A 20668-nucleotide genomic window follows, 5' to 3' on the forward strand; every position below is an offset into this window, starting at 1 on the left:
GTTCAGAGTCTCCGGAGTCCTTCGCGTACGGCCGTGAGCAGGCCGAGGTCCACGCCCCCGGCGGCCCGGGCCACCGACAGCGGCGCCCGGGCCTTCAGCAGGCCCTGGGCGACCAGGTCGCCCAGCAGGATCTTGGTGACCGAGACCGGGAGGTCCAGGCCCGCCGACACCTCGGCGACGGCGATCGGGCGCCGGCAGCGTTCGAGGATCAGCCGGTGCTCGGGCTGGAGGCCGCGGGCACCGGCGCGGCTGCCCCGTGCCAGGGCGGCGTCGGCCTCCTCCTCGACCGTGGTGAGCACGGTGATGAGGGTGAGGTCGTCGCGCTCGGGCGCGGTCCGGCCGCGGGTGATCGTGTACGGGCGCACCATGCTGCCCGTCTCCTCCTCCGCGTCGTCCTCCAGCTCGCTCCAGTGCGGCACGGTGCCGCGCCGCCAGGAGTCGTCCCAGCCGGACTGCCGGCCCGAGGGCGGGCCGGACGGCGGGCCGGGCTGCGAACCGGAGGCCGGACCGGGTCGCGGGTCGGCCTGCCGGCCGTCGTCGCGGCCGTCCCCCCAGGCGTCGTTCCCGTACGGTTCCACCCTGGTCAGCCCCGGTTCCGGGCGGCGAAGGCGTCGAAGGAGGCCGGGGCGGCGGGGGCGCCGGGGGCCTCCTCGTGGCGGACCGGGGTGGTGAGCTTCTGGCCGACCTGCTGCACCAGGGTGTGCATCGCGACGGACATCACCTCGGCGTCCACCTCCTGGGAGGCGACCACGGCCAGGTGGGTGCCCTGGGCGGCGGCGATGACGAACAGCCAGCACTCGGCGAGCTCGACGATCACCTGGTGCACCGGGCCGCCGTCGAACAGCGCCCCGACCCCGCGGGCCAGGCTCTGCTGGCCGGTGGCGACGGCGGCCAGGCGCTCGGCGTCGGCCCGCTCGATGGTGCGGGAGTGGCTGACCACGAGACCGTCGTCGGAGAGCAGGACGGCGTTCCTGGTCCCGGGCACCGAGTCGACGAGTCCGTCCAGCAGCCAGTCCAGGTCCTGGTGGGTGGCGATCGTGCGGTTCATCACTGCTCATCCGTTCGTGTGGTTCGGGGGTCCGCGGCCGGAAGGGCCCAGGGGGCGGGCGCGGGGGCGGGGGAGGGCTCCGGCGGGGTGGCGGGCAGGCGGTGCTCGCCGCTGTCCTGGGTCCGGGCGGCGCGGGACTGCCGCTGGAAGGCGCCGATCGCCGCACCCGAGCGCCGTACCGGGCGCTCGGTGCGCTGGAACGGGCCCGCGGGCGGGGTGTCCGCGGCGGGCCGCTCGACCCACTGCGGCTGGGCCGGCGGGGGCACCCGCAGCTCGGCCGCCAGGCTGGCCTGCCGGACGCGCTGCGGCAGCGGGGGCTGGCCGGCCTGGGCCGGGCTGAACGGCACCGAGGTCCGGTACTCGCGGGGCTGGCGCCGCTCGGCCAGCCGGTAGTGGTCGGCTGGGCGGTACTGCTCGTCGGCGTACGGGGCCTCGGCCTCGGTGACCCGGGCGTAGGCGATGTCCGGGTAGGCCGGGGCGTCCTGGGCGGGCGCCGGGTCGGCCGGGGAGGTGTGCTCGATCGGCTGCTCCGGCTGGTGGTCGGGCCGGGCAGCCGTGGCGGGCTGCTCCACTCCGTACGACGGCACGGGGCCGGTGGACGGTTCAGCGTCGTACGACGGCTCCGATCCGAAGGGCTGCCCGGACGGGTACGGCTGCTCCGCCGGGTACGCCTGCCCGGCCTGGTACGGCTGCTCGGCCTGGTACGGCTGCTCGGGCCACTCCGCCTCGAACGGAGCCGCCGGGAGGACGGCCGGGGCGGCCGGGGCGTCCGGGGCCGACGGCAGCGGCTGGACGACCGCCGGCTGGAACGGGGCCGCGGGCAGCGGGACCTCCTGGAGCGTGGCCTCCGGTGCCGCGCCCCATCCCGCCGCCGGTCCCGCGTCCGGTCCCGGCCACGTCCCGGCCTCCGCCGGGGACAGCGGCACCGGGGCCGCCTGCGGGGTGTGGTCGCCCTGCGTGAAGGAGTCCACCGGCGCGACCGGCGGACCGGCCGGCACCGGGACGGGCGTCTCGTCGGAGGCCGAGCGGACGGCCCGGCGCGAGCGGCGCACCAGCGGGATCGGCTCGGTGGCCGTGCCGCCGGCGCCGTCCGGCAGCCCGGTGTCGCCCTCCAGGACCAGCTCGTCGGGGACGAGCACGACCGCCCGGGTGCCGCCGAAGGCGGACGGGCGGAACTCGATCCGCAGCCCGTGCAGGGCGGCCAGCCGGGAGACCACGTGGAAGCCGAGGCGGATGTCGTCGGCCCGGGCCAGCACGTCGGTGCGCGGCGGGCGGCTCATCAGCTCGTTGGCCGCGTCGTACTGCTCCGGGTCCATGCCGAGGCCCCGGTCCTCGATCTCGATCGCGAGCCCGCGGCCGACCACGGCGGCGCGCACCTCGACCGGTGTGGGCGGCTTGGAGAAGGTGGTGGCGTTCTCCATCAGCTCGGCGAGCACGTGCGCCACCGGGCCGACGGCCCGCTCGGAGAGCCAGGGGTCGCCCTCGATGTCGATCGAGATCCGCCGGTAGTCCTGCACCTCGCCCTGCGCGGCGCGCAGCACGTCCAGCAGCGGGACGGGCTTGCGCCAGCGCCGCTGCGGCTGGCCGCCGGCCATGATGACGAGGTTCTCCTCGTAGCGGCGCAGGCGGGCGGTGAGGTGGTCGAGGTCGAAGAGGCCCTCCAGGACCTCCGGGTCGTCGTGCTTGCGCTCCAGCTCGTCCAGCTTGCGCAGCTGGCGGCCGATCAGCAGCTGGGTGCGGCGGGCGATGCGCTGGAGCAGCCGCTCGAAGCCGCGGTGCTGCTCGGCCTGGCCGACGGCGGACTCCAGGGCGGCGGAGCGGGCCAGGTTGAGGGCCTGGCCGAGCCGGGCCAGCTCGTCGGTGCCGTTGCCGTGCGGGCCGTCCGTGATGGTGCGGGTCTCGGCCTCGACGTCCACCTGCTCGCCGCGGCCGAGGCGGTCAACCACCTCGGGCAGGGTGCGCTGCATCTCCTCGGCCTGGGTGTGCAGGTCCTTGATGCGGCGGCGCAGCGAGCGGCTGAGCCGCCAGGAGACGATGATCACCGCGACGACGGTGATCAGGCCGACGACGGCGGTCAGCACCACGCGGGTCAGCAGGCCCATGATGGCGCCCTTGCCGACCTCGACGATGGCGCTGGTACGGGCCTCGATCGCCTTGACCAGCGGCGGGTTGAGCTGGTCGAGGGCCTGGCGCCACTGGTCCTGGGCGGCCGGCAGTTTGACGGTGCCGTTGGCGTCGGCGGCGGTGGGCCTGGTCAGCTGCTGCTCGACGGCGGCCTTGGCCTGCCAGGCCGGGCCGTTCATCAGGTCGTGCCAGCCCTGGACCTCGGTGTCCGGGATGTACGGCAGCACCTGGACGTTGAGCAGGTGGTCCTGGGCGCCGATGGCCTGCTGGACGGCCTGGTAGTCGGCGGTGCTCAGCCGGCCGCTGGGCCAGCCGCGGGCCAGGATGGCGTCCTCCCGGGCCAGCATCTCCTTGGCCCAGAAGGCGTTGACGAGGGTCTTGGAGATCCAGGTGACCTCGCCGGTGTCGACGCGGCTGAGCGCGGTGAACAGCCGCAGGTCCACCGCGATCAGGTCGGTGTAGTACGTGTAGACCGTCTGCTGGTCGACGGAGCCGCGGTCGACGCCGGCGCGCTGCTCGACCAGCTTGCCCATCGCCTGGCGTGCCTCGGCGACGGCGGTGCGCACCTCTTCGGGCGCGTTGTCGGCGGTCTCCCCGGAGAGGGTCTGGAACTGCCGCACGGCGTCGTCGGTCAGCTGCCGCTGGCGGCGCAGCTGGTCGGCGTTGGAGCCGGGCCGGGCGAGCGCCTCGGCGCTGAGCCGGCGCTCCTCCTGGAGGTTGTAGTAGACGATGTTGGACGGTTGTCCGGCCTTCTGGGCGAGCAGGGCCTGAGCGCCCTGCCGCTGGAAGTCGAAGACCGTCTCACCGCTGGTCACGGCCCAGAGGGCGACCAGGGCGATGCTGGGGACGACGGCCAGGACGAGCAGCGCCGTCCGCAGGGACAGGCGTGGACGCCTGCGGGGGCCCTTCGGCGTCGGGGGCCGCCGATTCGCACGCGCGCGCAGAGCTGACTCCTTGGGGCTGGCGGCCGGCCGGTGAGGGGCGGGCCGTCCGGGCACGGTTTTTTGACGAAGCGATACTAGTCATACCGTGTGATTAGAGTGAAAACCCGTTCGCTGCCTGGGCTGTGCTTGCACACGGAGCAGACACAATGTCATTCATTCGTTGACCGTCCGTATGCGGAGCAGGCGCTTCCGGACTCGCCCGACACAGTGTCAACGAGGCGCGCGGCCGCCGGATGGCCGGGGTGTGAAAACTGTGTGACGCCCCGCCGGGACCCGCTCGGCACGCCCGCCGGGCCATCGCCCGGCCCGGATCCGCCCCTCCGGCCGCGTGGCGGCCCGTCCGGCGAGGGGGAGGGCGTGGAGGGCGGCCATCGGACCCATTTGTCAGGTTCTCTGAGGACTCGCGTACCACGGTCAGCCTACCCGGCACACGGCCGCGGACGCCCTCCGTGGGAGCCGCCGTTCCGATGACGTACCGGGAGTCGCCGAACGTGACGGGCGGGACACCCTCCACGGTGGCGGCCGGTCGTCGCGAAGTCCGTACGGCTCTGGAGCTGCGAACACGCTCGGTGGGCGGATACTGGAGGAGTGGGACGGATCGGACCGGGCGTCGCCGACAGGCCGCCGGAACGGTCCGACCACGGGCAACGGCCTCCAGGTCCCCGGGACCGCGCCGCCGGTGCAGGTCTCGGCGGGCGCCAGGAGCGCCGACGCAACGAGAGAGAGAAGCCGTGATGAGTTACTTCGGCCGTGGAGGAGACAGAGGCGGTGGTTACGGCCGTGACCGTGACCGTGGTCGTGGGCGTGATCGTGATCGTGGCCGCAACCGTCGTGGAAACCACCGTCGCCGTTTCGGCATGTGGTGACGGTGATTTCGGCTAGGACTGCGCACAACAGTCCCGACTAGCGCCATCACAGGGGCCGGCGGTACCACCGCCGGCCCCTCACCCTGGGGCCGGCACCGCCGCCACGCGGAGGGTGACGCGTCCCGGACGACGGGGCCCGGACGACGGGGCCCCGGATGACGGGTCCCCACCTCGGAAACGGCGGATCCGGACCCCGAAAGGTCGTTTCCGGACACCGGAACGACGTCTCCGAGAGCAACGGGTCGTGGCCATGCGCGAAGTGACGCCCCCGGGCGACCGGGCGGCGCGGGACGACGACGACCCGGGGCCGGTGACGGACCCGCCCGTCGTCCCGCTGCGGGAGCTGATGCGCCGGTTCTGGCCGTGGGTGCGCCCCGACGTGCGCTGGCTCCCGGTGAGCGCGGTCCTGCTCGTCCTCGGCGCCTTCGGCGAGGTCGTCTCCGTCTGGCTGTTCAAGGACCTGATCGACGACGTCCTGGTGCCCCGGCACTTCGCCGACTTCTGGCTGCTCGCCGCCCTCATGCTCGGCGCGTCCGTGGCCGCCGCGCTGTTCACCTACGGCGGCACCTACACCAGCACCAGGACCGCCGAGCGCTACATGCTGCGGCTGCGCACCGACACCCTCGCCCACCTGCACACCCTGCCGCCCGACACCCTGGAGACCCGCTGGCGCGGCGACCTGGTGGCACGGCTCACCTTCGACATCGCCGAGATCGAGCAGATGGTGGCCACCGGACTGGTCGAGGGCGCCGTGGCCGCGGTCAGCCTGCTGCTGTTCACCGGAGCCGCCTTCTACCTGAGCTGGCCGCTCACCGTGGCCGCGCTGCTGGCCGCCCCGCTGTTCGTCCTCTCCACCAGCCTGTTCGGGCGCCGCATCCGGCGCCGGGAACGGCAGGTCCAGCGCCGCGCGGGCGGCGTCACCGCGCTGCTGGAGGAGTCCCTGCGCAACGCCACCGTCACCCGGACCTGCGGCCAGGAGAGCCGCGAGGTCGAACGGGTCCACCGGGAGGGCAAGGCCCTGCTCGACGCCGAACTCTCCGCCGCCCGGGTCGCCGACCTCTACCAGCCCTTCCTCGGAGTGCTGCAACTGCTGGCCGGGCTCACGGTGGTGGGCGTCGGCGCGCTGGAGGTCATCCACGGGCAGCTCAGCCTGGGCGGCCTGCTCGCCTTCGCCGCCTTCATGGCCCAGCTGTTCGAGCCCGCCCAGCAGCTCGCCGCCCTCGTCCCGCTGGCCGGCACGGCCTGCGCCTCGGGCGAACGCGTGCTGGAACTGCACGACCTCACCAGCCCGGTGCGCGAACGCCCCACCGCCCGCGACACCGGCCCGGTCCAGGGCCGGGTCACCCTCCAGGGCGTCCGGGCCGGCTACCCCGGCGCCACCGGGACCCCCGGGCCGCCCGTCCTCACCGACCTGGACCTCGACCTGCTCCCCGGTGAGACCCTGGCCCTCGTCGGGCCCAGCGGCAGCGGCAAGTCCACCCTCGCCAAGCTCCTCGTCCGCTTCCTCGACCCGCAGGCCGGCACCGTCCGCCTCGACGGCCAGGACCTGCGCGACCTCACCCTCGCCTCGCTGCGCCAGGCCGTCACCCTGCTGCCCCAGCAGGCCCCGCTGTTCCGCGCGACCATCGCCGACAACATCGCCTACGGCCGCCCCGACGCCCCGCCCGCCGCCATCGAACGCGCCGCCCGCAACGCCGGCGCCCACGACTTCGTCACCGCGCTCCCGGACGGCTACCGCACGGTGATCGGCGCCGACGGCTTCCAGCTCTCCGGCGGCCAGAGCCAGCGCGTCGCCATCGCCCGCGCCTTCCTGCGGGACACCCCCGTGCTGGTCCTGGACGAACCCACCACCGGGCTGGACCCGCACACCGTCGAGCAGTTCGTCCCCGCGCTGCGCCGCCTGATGACCGGGCGCACCACCGTCCTGATCACCCACGACCGGGCGCTGCTGCCCCTCGCCGACCGCGTCCTCACCCTCCGGCCGCCGGGCACCGCCGGGCCGGCCGCCGGTCCGGACAGCCGCCCGGACGCCAGCCCGGTCGACGCGTTGCGCGGCCGGGAGCCGCGGAAGCCCTGAGCCGACGGCGCGGAGGCTACGCGCCGAGGTAGTGCAGGACGGCCAGGATGCGGCGGTTGTAGTCGGTGGTGCGGGGCAGGTCCAGCTTGTCGAAGACGGCGTTGAGGTTCTTCTCCACCGCGCTCATCGAGACGTGCAGCCGCTGCGCGATGGCGGCGTTGGTCCAGCCCTGGGCGAGCGCCTCCAGGACGCTGCGCTCACGCGGGGTGAGCCGGGCCAGCGGGTCGGTGCGGGTGGTGCGCACCACCAGTTGGCGCACCACCTCCGGGTCGATCACCGCGCCGCCCGCCGCGACCCGCACCAGGGCGTCCAGGAACTCGTCGACCTCCGCCACCCGGTCCTTCAGCAGGTAGCCGACCCGCTCCGCGCCCGCGTCCAACAGCCGGGCCGCGTACCCGCGTTCGATGTGCTGGGAGAGCACCAGCACGCCCACCTCCGGCCAGCGCTCGCGGATCTCCACCGCCGCCCGCAGCCCCTCGTCGGTGTGGGTCGGCGGCATCCGGATGTCCACCACCACGACGTCCGGCGGCCGTTCCGCCACCGCCGCCGTCAGCGCCGCCGCGTCGCCGACCGCGGCCAGTACCTCGTGCCCCTCCTCGGCGAGCAGCCGGACCAGGCCCTCCCGCAGCAGGGTCGAGTCCTCGGCGAGGGTCACGCGCATGGCAGCTCCGCGGTGATGACGGTCGGGCCCCCGGCGGGGCTGTGGACGTGGAGGGTACCGTCCAGCGCGGCGACCCGCCCGCGCAGGCCGGTCAGGCCGCTGCCCGCCGGGTCCGCGCCGCCGGTGCCGTCGTCCTCGACCCGTACGGTGAGCACGCCGGCGGTCCGCTCGACCAGGGCCGAGACGGCCGAGGCGGCGGAGTGCTTGGCCGCGTTGGTGACGCACTCCGACACCACGAAGTAGGCCGCGGTCCGGACGGGTTCGGGCAGCGGGCCGGCCACCTCGTAGCGGAGCCGCAGCGGGATGGCGCACCGCTCGGCCACCCCGCCCAGCGCCTCCTCCAGGCCCAGGGTGTCCAGCGCCGACGGGTACGCCCGCCAGGCCACCTCGCGCAGCTCGGTCAGCACCCCCTGCGCCTCCCGGTGCGCCTGGCGCAGCAGCGCCTCCGTCCGCTCCGGGTCCTGGCGGCGGTCCAGGCCGCGCCGAGCCCGGCCGATCAGCATCGCCAGCGCGACCACCCGCTGCTGCACGCCGTCGTGCAGATCCCGCTCGATCCGCCGCCGCTCGGCGTCCACGGCCTGCACCACCGCGGCCCGGCTGTCGGCGAGTTCGGCGATCCGGCGGCGCAGCAGCTCGGCCTCGGACGGCCCGAAGCACTCCCGGGCGGTCCGGGCGTCCAGCGCGGCCAGCGAGAACAGGCCCTGCACGGCCAGGAAGAGCAGCACCCCGCCGAGCAGCACCTGGGTCGCCAGCTCCTCCCAGCCCAGCGAGCCGCGCAGCACCCCGCCGACCAGCAGGACGGCCAGCGCCAGCCCGAAGCCCAGCAGCCCCAGCACCACCCCGGCGACGAGCCCGCCGCCGCTGCGCACCGCCAGGTAGCGCAGCACCCGGCGGTCGTCCGCCCGGTACTGGTGGGGGAAGCGGTCGCCGAAGAAGGCGCTGCGCCGGGCCCGCTCCAGTGCGGCCAGCCGGCGCACCCCGGACAGCAGGCCCGGCACCGCGTACGGGCGGGTGCGCGGCCAGAGCAGGAACGGGCCGAGGACGGCGGCCGCGAGGAGGAGGTACAGCGCGGAGAGCGCGGCGCTCGGGCAGCCGAGCAGAACTCCGGTGGCCCGGCGCGGCCATGACGTGGTGTCCGCTGCATCCCCCCGCACGGGGTCCGAGCTTACGGGGCGGGCCGGGCCTTCGGAGGCGGTGGGGTGTTCGGGGCCATCGGGGCCGGTGGGTCCGGCCGGGCCGGTCACCGGGCGCGGCGGTGCTGGGCGGCGCTGTTGCGCCCGCGCCAGCGCATCACGACGTACCCGGCCACGGCCGCCGCGACCACCACCAGGACCGCCTTGGAGAAGAGGCCGACGTACGTCTCCACCGTGTCCCAGCGGTCCCCGAGCAGGAACCCGGCCATCACCAGCACGCTGTTCCACACCAGGCTGCCGATCGTGGTCAGCATGACGAACGCGGGCAGCGGCATCCGCTCGACCCCGGCCGGAACGGAGATCAGGCTGCGGAAGATCGGCACCATCCGGCCCAGCAGCACCGCCTTCGTCCCGTGCCGGGCGAACCAGGCCTCGGTGCGCTCCAGGTCGGAGGCCTTGACCAGCGGCAGCCGGGCCCAGATCGCGTGCATCCGCTCCCGGCCGAACAGGGCGCCCAGCCAGTAGAGGACGACGGCCCCGGCGACCGAGCCGAGGGTCGTCCAGGTCAGCGCGGAGGCGAGGCTGATCACGCCCTGCCCGGCGGCGAAGCCCGTCAACGGCAGGATCACCTCGCTGGGCAGCGGCGGGAACAGGTTCTCCAGCGCGATCGCCAGGCCGGCCCCGGGGCCGCCCAGGGTGTCGACCAGGTCGGCCGCCCAGCCGGCGAAGCCGTCGGCGGGCTGCTGGGCGATGGCGAGGACGGTGTGCGGCATGCGGGCTCCAGGGTGGTCGCGGTGCCGGCGCCTGGTGCGCCCGGCTCTGCCCTCCACGCTAGGAACCGCAGGTCAGCGCCGGTATGCGGGTTTCCGGCGGACGCCCTGTGGTTTTCCGTACCGCCGCACCCTGTGGTTTTCCGCAGGGGCGGAGAATCCGGTGGCGGCTGGCGTGGCCGCTTTGTCAGGATGGCGCCATGGACGACGCATTCACCCTGGCCTGGCAGTATTCCGCCGGACTGGTCTTCCCCGAGGACCTGCCGATGGCCGCCGCCGGGCTGCTGGCGGCGGGCATCGGCGGGGACTCGCCCGCGCTCTGCGACCTCGCGGGGCGGCCGGGCCGGGGCGAGCCCCCGGTCGAGCTGACGGAGCTGCTGTGGCAGGCGATGGCGGAGCTGGGCCTGCCGGTGCCGGACGACGGCTTCGTCCAGCGCAGCCTCCTGCACCACACCGCGGCCCGGCTGGTGTCCGGGGAGATCACGCCGGTTGAGGCCGTCGCCATGCTCTGGTCCCGGATCGACGAGCGCACGACCGGGGCGGAGCGGCGGCTCGCGGAGCTGGTCGACCGGGTCTGCTGCCCGGGCTGCGTCGACACGTGGCCGGTCGAGGTGACGCGGGACTGGGAGCGGGAGATGAGGGCGGCGGCCGTCGAGGTGGCGTCGGCGGCCGACCACCGGAACGCCGCCTCCTGGCACCGGGGCTGAACGCGCCTCGCCCGCCGGGCGGTTGGCGATCAGTCGTTCGGCGGCTCAGCGGTTCAGTGCGGCCACGGTCTCCCTGGTCAGCTCCCGCGCCCGGGCGACGGTGGCCGTCAGCTCCGCCGCCGACCCGCCGGGCTCGGCGAGCAGGCCGTGCGCGCGCCGGCCGAAGTACGGTGGGGCGTCCGGCAGTCGACCGGCTACGGCCAGCGCGCCCTTCTCGTTCAGGCACCAGCGGCGGTGGTGGGCGAACAGGGCCTGGACCAGGATGCCGACGGCGTGCGACAGGCAGAGCGAGACGTGCAGGGCGTCGGCGCGGACGGCGCTCTTCGCGGCGGTGTCGAGCAGGAAGCCGGCCTCCCAGGTGGCCGCGGTGAGGGCCCCGCGCAGCGGTTCCGGGTAGTCGGCGGTCTGCCGCTTGAGCCGCGCCAACTCCCCGGTGGGGTCGGCCAACGGCTGTCCGAGGGCGACCTCGCCCGGGTAGCAGGGCGACCAGAAGCCGAGCGGGTGGCCGGCCTGCGTCCCCACCTCGTAGCGGCCCGCGCGGCAGTCCGCCCACACCCGTCCGACCCGGTCGAGGTCCCGCAGGATCCAGTCCACGGCGACGCCGTCGACCCGCAGCCACGCCCCGCCGTTGACCCACGGGCCCCAGCCGCCCGGGCCGGCCACCTCGGTCCCCGGCCCGGCGAGCGCCCGCAGCGCGTCGAGGTCGGGGCCGCCCCGGTAGTACACCCCGAGGTCCCAGTCCGAATCCGGCCGCTCCTCGCCCCGTGCCCGGCTCCCGCCGAGCATCACTCCCACCACGCCCGGCACACGGGCGAGTTGACCGGCCATGTCCTCGATGATCGCGCGCATGAAGGAGATTCTGGCAGGAGAAGCGGTGTCCGCCCGGGAATTTCGGATGCGGTGGTGGCGTCCGCGGAGGCGTACCCACTCCTCGCCACTCTCAACGTACAGCGCACGGGGGGCCTTGCCGCAAGGCCCCGGTGGTGACGCAGAATCACCGCTTCGAGGACGCAGGTCCGCGAAGCACGGAAGCAGATCCGCGAAACGGGGAGTCACGAAGTGCGAGTGGTGTTGTCGACGTACGGGTCGCGCGGGGACGTCGAGCCGATGGCCGCGCTGGCGGTGCGGCTGAGGGAACTCGGCGCCGAGGTGCGGGTCTGCGCGCCGCCGGACGAGGAGTTCTCGGCGCGGCTGGCCGAGGCCGGAGTCGAGCCGGTGCCGGTCGGTCAGTCGGTGCGCGCGCTGGTCAGCGGGCCGCCGCCGAAGCCCGGGGAGCTGCCCGCGCGCGCCGCCCGGCTGGTCGAGCAGTTCCACGCGGCGGTGCTCGCGGCGGCCGAGCCGGGCGGCGCGGTGCTGGCCACCGGGCTGTTCCCGGCGGCGGCCGGCGCACAGGCGGCGGCCGAGCAACTGGGCGCCCGCTTCGTGTACGTGGCCCTCCAGCCGACCGTGCTGCCCTCCCCGCACCACCGGCCGTTCGAGTACCCGATGCTGCCCTACCCGCCGGAGGCGACCGACCCCCGGGAGCTGTGGGAGCTCAACATCGGGACGATGAACGCGCTGTTCGGCGACGCGGTCAACTCCCGCCGGGCGGCGGTCGGACTGCCCGAGGCCGACAACGTCCGGGACCACGTCCTCACCGGCCGGCCGTGGCTGGCCACCGACCCGCTGCTCGACCCGTGGCCGCGGCCCGCCGAGGCGGACGCGGCCTGGCCCGAGGCGGTGCAGACCGGCGCGTGGATCCTGCCGGACGAACGCCCGCTGCCCGCCGACCTGTCGGCCTTCCTGGCGGCCGGCGAGGCGCCGGTGTACGTCGGCTTCGGCAGCATGCCGCTGCGCGACCCGGCGGGCGCCGCCCGGGTCGCCGTCGAGGCGGTCCGGGCGCAGGGCCGCCGGGTGCTGCTCGGCCGCGGCTGGGCCCGACTGGCGGAGGTGGACGGGGCCGAGGACTGCTTCGCGGTCGGCGAGGTCAACCAGCAGGCGCTGTTCCCGAAGGTGGCCGCCGTCGTCCACCACGGCGGCGCGGGCACCACCACCACGGCCGCCCGGGCCGGGGTGCCCCAGGTGCTGGTCCCACAGATGGTGGACCAGCCGTACTGGGCCGCGCGGGTGGCCGAGTTGGGCATCGGCGCCGCCCACGACGGCCCGACCCCGACCACCGCGTCCCTCACCGCCGCCCTGCGCCGGGCCCTCGCCCCCGCCGCCCGCGAGCGCGCCGCCGCCCTCTCGGCCCGGGTCCGCACGGACGGTGCGACGGCCGCCGCGAAGCTGCTGCTCGGCTGAGGGAGACAGGGGCGCGGGAAGTCGGCCCGGCCGACCTCCCGCGCCTGCCCCGGGCTCAGGAGGCCGGTTCGGTGAAGTACTTGGCACCGGCGTCCGGGAGCTTGTTGCCGTCCTTGTCGAAGAACTGCCAGGACTTCGCCCGCATCGTCCCCGGGCGGGCCACCACCAGCTCGCGGATCGGGGAGTCGGCCACGGTGACGGGCGTCGGCTCCGTGGTGCTGCCGTCCGCCCAGGTCACCACCACCCGGCCGACGTCCGGTCCGATCGAGAGCAGCACCACGTCCAGCGGGGCCACGGTGTCGCCCTTGCCCCGGTGGCCGACCAGGCCGCCGCCGAAGACGGTCCGGTTGCGCGGGTCGACCTTGCCCGGGGCCGCCTGGGCGCCGTCGGAGTCATGGCTGAGCCGCACCCCGTCCACCGTGAAGTAGACGTTGGTGACGTCGCAGTCCGGCTGCCAGTACCGCTGGACGTACTCCTCCGTCGGCTTGGAGACCGCCGAGTCGTACCTGCTGCGCTCCTCCCACACCGCCGTCGCCTGCTCGAACGCCCGCTCCCGGGGGGCCTCCGGCCACAGTGCCTCCCACAGCTGCCACTGCTTGCCGTCCGGGGTCAGGCCCTGGCCGAGCAGCACCCGGACCGGGGTCAGCGGGTTGCGGAAGGCCGGGGCGGTCCCGTTCGGCGGGAGGGGGGTGCCCAGCCCGGGGGTGTTCGCCACCGTGAGCGTGGGCGTGGGCGCGGCGCCGACGCCGGCCGGACCGATCCCGTGGGCGGGCGCCGGGCCCGGCCGCAGCTGCGCCAGCGCCCCGCCGGTCAGCGCCACCGCGGCGGCCAGCGCCGCCGCGCCGACCACCGTACGGCGGCGGTGCCGCAGCCGGCGGCCCCCCGCCAGGATGTCCGTCACCGGCGCCGGGCCGATCCGCGCGCCGGCCGCCGCCTCGGCGAGGCCGAGCCCCACCCACAGGTCCGTGCCGTCGTCCCCGCCCACCCCGTCCGGTTCCCGGTCCATGCCGCCCCTCATGCCGCTCCTCCGATGTGCGTCGTGTCCTTGAGTCCCACCAGTGCCGTGACCTGCCGCAGCCGCGCGATGCCCTTCGCCGCGTGGCTGCGCACCGCGCCCACCGAGCACCCCATGGCGGCCGCCGTCTGGCTGTCGCTCAGGTCCTCCCAGTGCCGCAGCACCACCGCCTCGCGCTGGCGCGGCGGCAGGGTGGCCAGCGCGGCCAGCAGGGCCCCGCGCTGGTCGGAGCGGGCGTAGCCGTCCTCCGCCCCCGCCGCGTCCGGCACCGCGTCCACCAGCAGCTCCGGCGCCCGGCGGCGCCAGCGGCGGGCGTGCTGGTTGACCAGGATCCGCCGCACATAGGCGTACGGATCGTCGGCCCGGCGCACCTTCGACCAGGCCGCGCAGGCCTTCTCGGCGGCCGACTGCACCAGGTCCTCGGCCGCGTACTGCTCGCCGGCCAGCAGGTACGCCGTCCGTACCAGGCGCGGCCAGACCGTGACGATGAACGCCTGGAACCCGTCGTCCCGATCGTCTTTCGCTTCTCCCATGAGCACCTCCGAGCACCTCCTTCACCCGTCCAGAGCCCGGGGGCGGTCGAAAGCGCTTACCTGTGACCGCGGCGGCTTCAAATCGCTTGGGGAACAGCGGCGGGGACACTACGATCCGCCGAATGATCATTTCTCATGACGTAGCGGGCAGTGGGCCCGCCGTGGTGCTGCTGCACTCCTCGGTGTGCGACCGGCGGATGTGGGACGCGCAGTGGCAGCCGCTGGTCGACGCCGGACACCGGGTGGTCCGCTGCGACTTCCGCGGCTTCGGCGACACGCCGCTCGCGGACGCCCCGTACAGCGACGCCGGGGACGTCCTGGCCCTGCTCGACCACCTGGGCATCGGGACCGCCGCCCTGGTCGGCGCCTCCTACGGCGGCCGGATCGCCCTGACGGCGGCCGCGCTGCGCCCCGAGGCGGTCACCAGACTGGCCCTGCTCGGCGCGGGCATGCCCGGACACCAGCCCAGCGACACCCTGCGCGCCTTCGGCGGGCGCGAGGACGAGCTGATCGAGGCCGGGCGGATCGACGAGGCCGTCGAGCTGAACGTCGAGTCCTGGCTCGGCCCGGAGGCCGACGAGCGGACCCGCGCGGACGTCCGCCGGATGCAGCGCCACGCCTTCGACGTCCAGATGACGGCGACGGTCGGCTCCGACCGCGAGGACGTCGACCTCGGCCGGATCACCGCCCCCACCCTGGCCGTGTCCGGCGCCCACGACTTCCCGGACTTCCGGGACATCGCCGCCGCCCTCCCCGCCCTCCTCCCCGACGCCCGGCACCAGGAGCTCCCCTGGGCCGGCCACCTCCCCAGCCTGGAGCGCCCGGCCGAGACCACCGCCCTGCTGCTCGCCTTCCTCCACGAGGACGGCCCGGCCGCGCGGTAGCGGCGAGCCGTGCGGTGGCGACGGCGGTGACCCCGTCGCGGGGCAGCCCGTCGAGGGAAAGGCCGGACCCGAACGTGTGTCGGGAGCCATGATGACGGGGTGCACTTCACCACGGAATCCAGCGCGGACGGCGTGACGCAGCGCCACTTCACCCTCGACGGCGCGCCCGGAGTGCTCTGGCAGCCGGACGGATCGCCCCTCGGCGGGCGGCCGTTGGTGCTGCTGGGGCACGGCGGCGGCCAGCACAAGCTGGGTCCGGGACTGGTGGACCGGGCCCGGCGGTTCGTGCGGCGGCACGGGTTCGCGGCGGTGGCGCTGGACGCGCCGGGGCACGGGGAGCGGACGCGCAGCGCCCAGGACGAGCGGTTCGCCACCGAGATCGGGGAGTTGATCGCGGCGGGTCGGCCGGTCAGCGCCTGGGTGGCGCGGCACACGGCGGCGCTCGCGGAGCGGGCGGTGCCGGAGTGGGTGGCGGTGCTGGACGCGCTGAGCGGTGAGGCGGAGCGCACCGGTCGGACAGAGGGCCCCGGACAGGCGGAGCGCCCCGGTCGGGTGGAGGACCCCGGACACGCGGAGGGCCTCGGGCCGGTCGGGTACTGGGGGTTGTCGCTGGGGGGCGCGATCGGCATCCCGCTGGCGGCGGCCGAACCGCGCGTCGCCGTCGCGGTGTTCGGGCTGACGGGGCACGCGTCGCAGACGGAGGCGGCGGGTCGGGTCGGCGTGCCGGTGGAGTTCCTCCTCCAGTGGGACGACGCGCTGGTCCCGCGCGAGGGGGCGCTGGCGCTGTTCGGCGCGCTGGGCTCGCGGGAGAAGACGCTGCACGCCAACCCCGGGGGCCACCTCGAGGTGCCGGAGCCCGAACTGGAGTCGTCGGAACGGTTCCTGGCGCGGCATCTGATCCGGGCGGGAGCGAGCGCGGCCCCGGCATAGCCGATGCCAACCGTCAGTAAAACTTCGCAAAGGATTTCTCCCTGCAACGAACCCGACGGACCGTGACTTCAACAGATTGTTGCAGCTCAGCGGCCCGATGGTCACCCTTCGTGGATTTGGCATAACACCCCGTACCCCCTGGACTTCGCAAACCATAGGAGTACGGTTCCGGAGGAATCGCCGGGGCCGACATTCAGGCAGGCCGGCCGTACCGGAAAATTGGTGCGCAGCATGGGTTTGCAACAGGGTGGGGAGAGCGCCTCGGTGGCGACTCGTCCGATATCCGCCAGGGTGGTCGCGGAGGTCCTGCGCGGCGTCGCGCAGGTCGATTTCATGCCGTCCGTCGTCTGCGGACTCTTCTTCGTGGCCGCACTGTTCGCCGCCGACTGGCGGTACGGCCTCTACGGACTGCTCGGCAGCGCCGTCTCCACCGCCGTCGCGTACGGGCTCGGGCTCGACCGGGAGACCGTCGGGGCGGGGCTGCACGGGTACAACGGCTGCCTGGTGGCGCTGAGTTGCGCCGTCTTCCTGGGTGCCGGGCACCCGGCGACGGTCGCGGTGGCGGCCCTCGGGTCCGCCGTCGCCGTGGTGGTCACGGCGGGGCTCGGGGCGCTGCTCGCCACCTGGCGGCTGCCCGCGCTGACCGCGCCGTTCTGCCTGGTCGCGACGGCCGTCACGGCGGCCGCCCCCGGCTTCCGGCGACTGTGGCAGGGCGCGGGCGCACCCGCCGCGCTGCCCGTCCCGGCCGACGGGCCGACCGGGCTGAGCTGGGACCAGCTCTGGCACGGCTTCTTCGCGAACATCGGTCAGATCTTCTTCATGCCGCAGTGGTACGTCGGACTGCTGTTCCTGGCCGGGCTGTTCGCGGCGAGCCGGCTCGCGGGCCTGATGGCCTGCGCGGGGAGCGCCACCGGGCTGCTCACGGCCTGGGTGTTCGGCGCCCCCGGCGAGGCGGTCGGGCAGGGCCTGCTCGGGTACAGCGGCGTCCTGGTCGCCCTCGCGCTGTGCGGGGTGTTCCTGGCGCCCGACGCCTGGAGCGCGGCGTACGCCCTGGTCGGTGCGGCCGGCGCGACCGTGCTCACGCCGGCGCTCGGCGCGGCCTCCGCGCCCTTCGGCGGTCACGCCTTCACCTGGCCGTTCGTCCTGACCACACTGCTGTTCCTGGCGGCGGTGCCGGCCGTCCCGCGCCTGCGCCGGACTTGATTCCGCGTCCGGCGCCGCCGAATTCATCTGATGTCGAGTAACACCGGGCTCACCGAAGCCCGTTGAGCATCTTTCTGCATTCCATCGGATTCTCGGAAAGGAAGAGTGATACCCGTGAATCTCTCGCCGCGTGAGATCGACAAGCTGTACATCTACGTCGTCGCCGATCTGGCCCGCAAACGCCGGGACCGCGGCGTCAAGCTGAACTACAGCGAGGCCTGCGCGCTGATCAGCGAGGCGATCATGGAGGGTGCCCGGGACGGCCGCACCGTCGCCGAGTGCATGGAGATCGGCAAGCAGGTCGTCGGCGGCGAGGACGTCATGCCGGGCGTGCGCGAGATGCTCCCGCTGCTCCAGGTCGAGGCGGCGTTCGTGGACGGGACCAAGCTGGTCTCCTGCCACGACCCGGTGGGTGCCTGAGTGATGACCCGGTCCCATGCCGCCGCCACCGTGGTGCTGGCCGGCGGCCACGAGAGCGACGGCGGCCGGGACCTCGCGGCACTGGCGGCCCGCGAGTCCACCGTGCACGCCGCGGCCCCCGCGGGCCGTCCGCTCACCGAGGCCGTCCGGTCCGCGCTCGCCGCGGCGGACGACGGGCCGGTGTGCGTCGTACCGATGACGCTCGGCCGCGACCCGAAGCTCGTCGCCGACACCGCCCGGGCGCTGCGCTGGCTGGCCGCCGGGGAGGGCCGCGGACGGCTCGCCCTGACCGCGCCGTTCGGCGCCGCTGACCACCTGATCGGCTGGCTGCGCGCCGCCGCCGGCCCCGCCCCCGACGGCGCGGTGCTGGTCACCGCCCCGGCGGCCGGCCCCTTCGAGGACGCCGAACTGTTCCGGATCGCCCGCCTCGCCCGCCAGTACGGGCGGCACCGGTGGGTCGAGGTCGCCTTCGACGGCGGCGACCCGGACCCGGCCGAGGGCGCCGAACGCTGCCGGCTGCTCGGCGCCCGCGAGGTGACGGCCGTTCCGGCCTCCTTCGGGCCGGCCCTGCGCACCGCGCTGCCCGGCGTACGGGACGGCGGCCCGCTGCTGCGGCCGTCCGCCGTCGCCGGGGTGGTCGCGGCCCGGACGGCGGCGGCGCTGCACCTGCTCGGGCACGGGGAGGACGGCATCCTGGCCGGCCTCGACGCCGAGCACGGGCACGGCTACGCGCACAGCCACGGGCCGGGGGAGCAGGGCCACGGTCACAGCCACGGGCCGGGCGGGCATCAGCACGGCCACGCGGCCCACCCGCACCACCCGCACCACCCCAGCCATACCCATGAACCCGCACACACCCCCCACTGACCCGGCAGAGAGGAAGGCCAGCCATGTCTGGTGGCGCCGCGTACCTGTACGGCGACGACCCGGTGGAGATCAACGCCGGCCGCGCCAAGGCCACCGTCACGGTCAGCAACACCGGTGACCGGGCGATCCAGGTCGGATCCCACTACCACTTCTTCGAGGCCAACCGCGCCCTCGACTTCGACCGCAACGCCGCCTTCGGCAAGCACCTGGACATCCCGGCCGGCACCGCCGTCCGGTTCGAGCCGGGCGACACCAAGGACGTCACGCTCGCCGAGTTCGGCGGCCACCGCCGCCTGGTCGGCTTCGCCAACCTCGTGGACGGCGGCATCACCGCCCCCGCCACCCGCGCCCGCGCCGTCGACCGGGCCATCGCCCTCGGCTTCAAGGGCACCAACCTCGACCACAAGGAAGACCGGCCCCGGGACTTCCACACGGAGACCCACCCGGAAGGCGACCGCTGATGGCCATCCTCTCCCGCAGGCAGTACACCGACCTCTTCGGCCCCACCGTCGGCGACCGCTTCCACCTCGCCGACACCAACCTCCTGGTCGAGGTCGAACAGGACTTCAACCAGGGCCACTACGGCGACGAGGCCGTCTACGGCGGCGGCAAGGGCATCCGCGACGGGATGGCCCAGGACCCGGCCGCGACCTCCCTCCAGGGCGCCCTCGACCTGGTCATCACCAACGTGGTCGTCATGGACGCGGTGCTCGGCGTGGTCAAGGGCGACATCGGCGTCAAGGACGGCCTGATCGTCGCGGTCGGCAAGGCGGGCAACCCGCACACCCAGAGCGGCGTGCACCCGCGGCTGGTGATCGGCCCCGGCACCGAGGTGATCTCCGGCGAGCACCTGATCGCCACCGCCGGCGGCATCGACACCCACATCCACTTCATCGCCCCGCAGCAGGTGCAGGAGGCGCTGAGCAACGGCATCACCACCCTGATCGGCGGCGGCACCGGCCCGTCCGACGGCACCAACGGCACCACCTGCACCCCCGGCCCGTGGAACATCCACCGGATGTACCAGGCCGTCGAGGACCTGCCGGTCAACGTCGGCCTGCTGGGCAAGGGCAACGGCTCGCTGCCCGGCGCGCTGCGCGAGCAGGTCGAGGCGGGCGTGTGCGGCCTCAAGGTGCACGAGGACTGGGGCAGCACCCCGGCCGCGATCGACAGCGCGCTGAGCGTCGCCGACGAGTACGACGTGCAGGTGGCCATCCACACCGACACCCTCAACGAGTCCGGCTACTTCGAGGACACCCTGTCCGCGATCGACGGCCGCACCATCCACACCTTCCACACCGAGGGCGCGGGCGGCGGCCACGCCCCCGACATCATGCGGATCGCCGGCGAGCCCAACGTGCTGCCGTCCTCCACCAACCCGACGCTGCCCTACACCGTCAACTCGGTGGACGAGCTGCTGGACATGGTGATGGTCTGCCACCACCTCAGCCACAACATCCCCGAGGACGTCTCCTTCGCCGACTCCCGGGTCCGCGCCGAGACCATCGCCGCCGAGACCGTGCTGCACGACGAGGGCGTCATCTCGATCTTCTCCTCCGACTCGCAGGCGATGGGCCGGATCGGCGAGTCCTTCACCCGGGCCTTCCAGACCGCCCACCACTGCAAGGACCAGCGCGGCAAGCTGGCCGGCGACAGCGAGCGCAACGACAACACCCGCGTCCTGCGCTACCTCGCCAAGCTCACCATCAACCCCGCCGTCGCCTCCGGCACCGCCGACCACATCGGCTCGCTGGAGCCCGGCAAGCTCGCCGACATCGTGCTCTGGCCGATCAACTCCTTCGCCGCCAAGCCGAAGATGGTCATCAAGGGCGGCGTGATCAACTGGGCACTGATGGGCGACCCGAACGCCTCGCTGCCCACCCCCCAACCGGTCTACTACCGCCCGATGTTCGGCCAGTACGGGCGGGCGAAGCAGGCCACCCGGGTGTCCTTCATGTCGCAGGCCGCCGTCGACCTCGGGGTTCCGGCCCAACTCGGCCTGGAGAGCCGGGTGCTGCCGGTGCGGCGGTGCCGTACGGTCGGCAAGCAGCACATGGTGCGCAACGACGCGCTGCCGAAGATCGCGGTCGACCCGGAGACGTACAAGGTCACCCTGGACGGCGAGCCCGCCACCATCGAACCGGCCCGCGAGCTGCCGCTCAACCACCTGTTCTACCTCGCGTGAGCCCCGTCACCGAGACGCGGC

General features: G+C 74.6%; 20 protein-coding genes. 11 read left to right on the forward strand and 9 right to left on the reverse strand.

Annotated elements, in window-relative coordinates; genetic code table 11:
- Positions 1-2: 2 nt before the first annotated feature.
- The 3 genes from ACFY4B_RS05610 to ACFY4B_RS05620 are packed head-to-tail and all read right to left on the reverse strand — an operon-like array spanning position 3 to position 3987.
- Positions 3-578 (reverse strand): DUF742 domain-containing protein, encoded by a 576-nt coding sequence (locus ACFY4B_RS05610; RefSeq protein WP_387966592.1) that lies wholly within the window; start codon positions 576-578, stop codon positions 3-5.
- Positions 579-583: 5 nt separating this feature from the next.
- The gene (locus tag ACFY4B_RS05615) at positions 584-1048 is read right to left on the reverse strand and encodes a roadblock/LC7 domain-containing protein (protein ID WP_049654463.1); all 465 of its coding nucleotides are present in this window, start codon (positions 1046-1048) and stop codon (positions 584-586) included.
- A complete protein-coding gene (locus tag ACFY4B_RS05620; RefSeq protein ID WP_387966593.1) occupies positions 1048-3987 on the reverse strand; it encodes a nitrate- and nitrite sensing domain-containing protein in 2940 nt (979 codons plus the stop codon). Before ACFY4B_RS05620 ends, ACFY4B_RS05615 begins: the two co-directional genes overlap by 1 nt.
- Positions 3988-4866: 879 nt before the next feature.
- Here ACFY4B_RS05620 and ACFY4B_RS05625 point away from each other — a divergent pair.
- Together ACFY4B_RS05625 and ACFY4B_RS05630 are read left to right on the forward strand one after the other, a co-directional pair.
- Complete coding sequence (locus ACFY4B_RS05625) at positions 4867-4998, forward strand: hypothetical protein (protein WP_255357445.1); 132 nt, start codon at positions 4867-4869, stop codon at positions 4996-4998.
- Positions 4999-5232: 234 nt separating this feature from the next.
- Positions 5233-7059: an ABC transporter ATP-binding protein gene (locus ACFY4B_RS05630; RefSeq protein ID WP_387966742.1), complete on the forward strand. Its 1827-nt coding sequence runs from the start codon at positions 5233-5235 to the stop codon at positions 7057-7059.
- A gap of 16 nt (positions 7060-7075) precedes the next feature.
- On the opposite strand, the gene ACFY4B_RS05635 is transcribed toward ACFY4B_RS05630, so the two are convergent.
- The 3 genes from ACFY4B_RS05635 to ACFY4B_RS05645 all read right to left on the reverse strand — a co-directional run bounded on the left by ACFY4B_RS05635 (position 7076) and on the right by ACFY4B_RS05645 (position 9626).
- Positions 7076-7720: a response regulator transcription factor gene (locus ACFY4B_RS05635; RefSeq protein ID WP_049654400.1), complete on the reverse strand. Its 645-nt coding sequence runs from the start codon at positions 7718-7720 to the stop codon at positions 7076-7078.
- Positions 7711-8874 carry a sensor histidine kinase gene (locus tag ACFY4B_RS05640; protein ID WP_387966594.1) on the reverse strand — a complete coding sequence of 388 codons (1164 nt, stop codon included), beginning with the start codon at positions 8872-8874 and terminating at the stop codon, positions 7711-7713. Before ACFY4B_RS05640 ends, ACFY4B_RS05635 begins: the two co-directional genes overlap by 10 nt.
- Before the next feature lie 86 nt (positions 8875-8960).
- Positions 8961-9626, reverse strand: coding sequence for a DedA family protein (locus tag ACFY4B_RS05645; RefSeq protein ID WP_387966595.1), 666 nt, complete (start codon positions 9624-9626; stop codon positions 8961-8963).
- A gap of 197 nt (positions 9627-9823) precedes the next feature.
- On the opposite strand from ACFY4B_RS05645, the gene ACFY4B_RS05650 reads away from it, so the two are divergent.
- Positions 9824-10330: a hypothetical protein gene (locus ACFY4B_RS05650; protein ID WP_387966596.1), complete on the forward strand. Its 507-nt coding sequence runs from the start codon at positions 9824-9826 to the stop codon at positions 10328-10330.
- Positions 10331-10375: 45 nt separating this feature from the next.
- Here the strand turns inward: ACFY4B_RS05650 and ACFY4B_RS05655 are convergent, their stop codons facing one another.
- Complete coding sequence (locus tag ACFY4B_RS05655) at positions 10376-11179, reverse strand: nucleotidyltransferase family protein (RefSeq protein WP_387966597.1); 804 nt, start codon at positions 11177-11179, stop codon at positions 10376-10378.
- A gap of 210 nt (positions 11180-11389) precedes the next feature.
- Here ACFY4B_RS05655 and ACFY4B_RS05660 point away from each other — a divergent pair, with 210 nt between their 5' ends.
- Positions 11390-12610: a glycosyltransferase gene (locus tag ACFY4B_RS05660; protein ID WP_387966598.1), complete on the forward strand. Its 1221-nt coding sequence runs from the start codon at positions 11390-11392 to the stop codon at positions 12608-12610.
- Positions 12611-12665: 55 nt separating this feature from the next.
- Here the strand turns inward: ACFY4B_RS05660 and ACFY4B_RS05665 are convergent, their stop codons facing one another.
- Positions 12666-13616, reverse strand: a complete 951-nt coding sequence (locus tag ACFY4B_RS05665) for a hypothetical protein (protein ID WP_387966599.1) — start codon at positions 13614-13616, stop codon at positions 12666-12668.
- Between the two features lie 8 nt (positions 13617-13624).
- On the reverse strand, positions 13625-14158 hold the full coding sequence (locus tag ACFY4B_RS05670) for a SigE family RNA polymerase sigma factor (protein ID WP_387966600.1): 534 nt from the start codon (positions 14156-14158) through the stop codon (positions 13625-13627).
- 122 nt (positions 14159-14280) lie between these two features.
- Between ACFY4B_RS05670 and ACFY4B_RS05675 the strand changes: the two genes are divergently transcribed.
- From ACFY4B_RS05675 to ureC, 7 genes are all read left to right on the forward strand, one after another.
- On the forward strand, positions 14281-15042 hold the full coding sequence (locus tag ACFY4B_RS05675; protein ID WP_387966601.1) for an alpha/beta fold hydrolase: 762 nt from the start codon (positions 14281-14283) through the stop codon (positions 15040-15042).
- A gap of 99 nt (positions 15043-15141) precedes the next feature.
- Positions 15142-15972: a dienelactone hydrolase family protein gene (locus tag ACFY4B_RS05680; RefSeq protein ID WP_387966602.1), complete on the forward strand. Its 831-nt coding sequence runs from the start codon at positions 15142-15144 to the stop codon at positions 15970-15972.
- A 264-nt stretch (positions 15973-16236) separates the two neighbouring features.
- Positions 16237-17175 carry an urea transporter gene (locus ACFY4B_RS05685; RefSeq protein WP_387966604.1) on the forward strand — a complete coding sequence of 313 codons (939 nt, stop codon included), beginning with the start codon at positions 16237-16239 and terminating at the stop codon, positions 17173-17175.
- A gap of 114 nt (positions 17176-17289) precedes the next feature.
- Positions 17290-17595 (forward strand): urease subunit gamma, encoded by a 306-nt coding sequence (locus ACFY4B_RS05690; RefSeq protein WP_117490737.1) that lies wholly within the window; start codon positions 17290-17292, stop codon positions 17593-17595.
- 3 nt (positions 17596-17598) lie between these two features.
- Positions 17599-18462, forward strand: coding sequence for a sirohydrochlorin chelatase (locus ACFY4B_RS05695; protein WP_387966605.1), 864 nt, complete (start codon positions 17599-17601; stop codon positions 18460-18462).
- 23 nt (positions 18463-18485) lie between these two features.
- Positions 18486-18923 (forward strand): urease subunit beta, encoded by a 438-nt coding sequence (locus tag ACFY4B_RS05700; protein ID WP_063780133.1) that lies wholly within the window; start codon positions 18486-18488, stop codon positions 18921-18923.
- A complete protein-coding gene (ureC, locus tag ACFY4B_RS05705; protein ID WP_387966606.1) occupies positions 18923-20647 on the forward strand; it encodes an urease subunit alpha in 1725 nt (574 codons plus the stop codon). Before ACFY4B_RS05700 ends, ureC begins: the two co-directional genes overlap by 1 nt.
- Positions 20648-20668: the final 21 nt, after the last annotated feature.

Origin of the sequence: Kitasatospora sp. NPDC001261, from assembly GCF_042896795.1 — a bacterium.
Lineage (GTDB): Bacteria > Actinomycetota > Actinomycetes > Streptomycetales > Streptomycetaceae > Kitasatospora.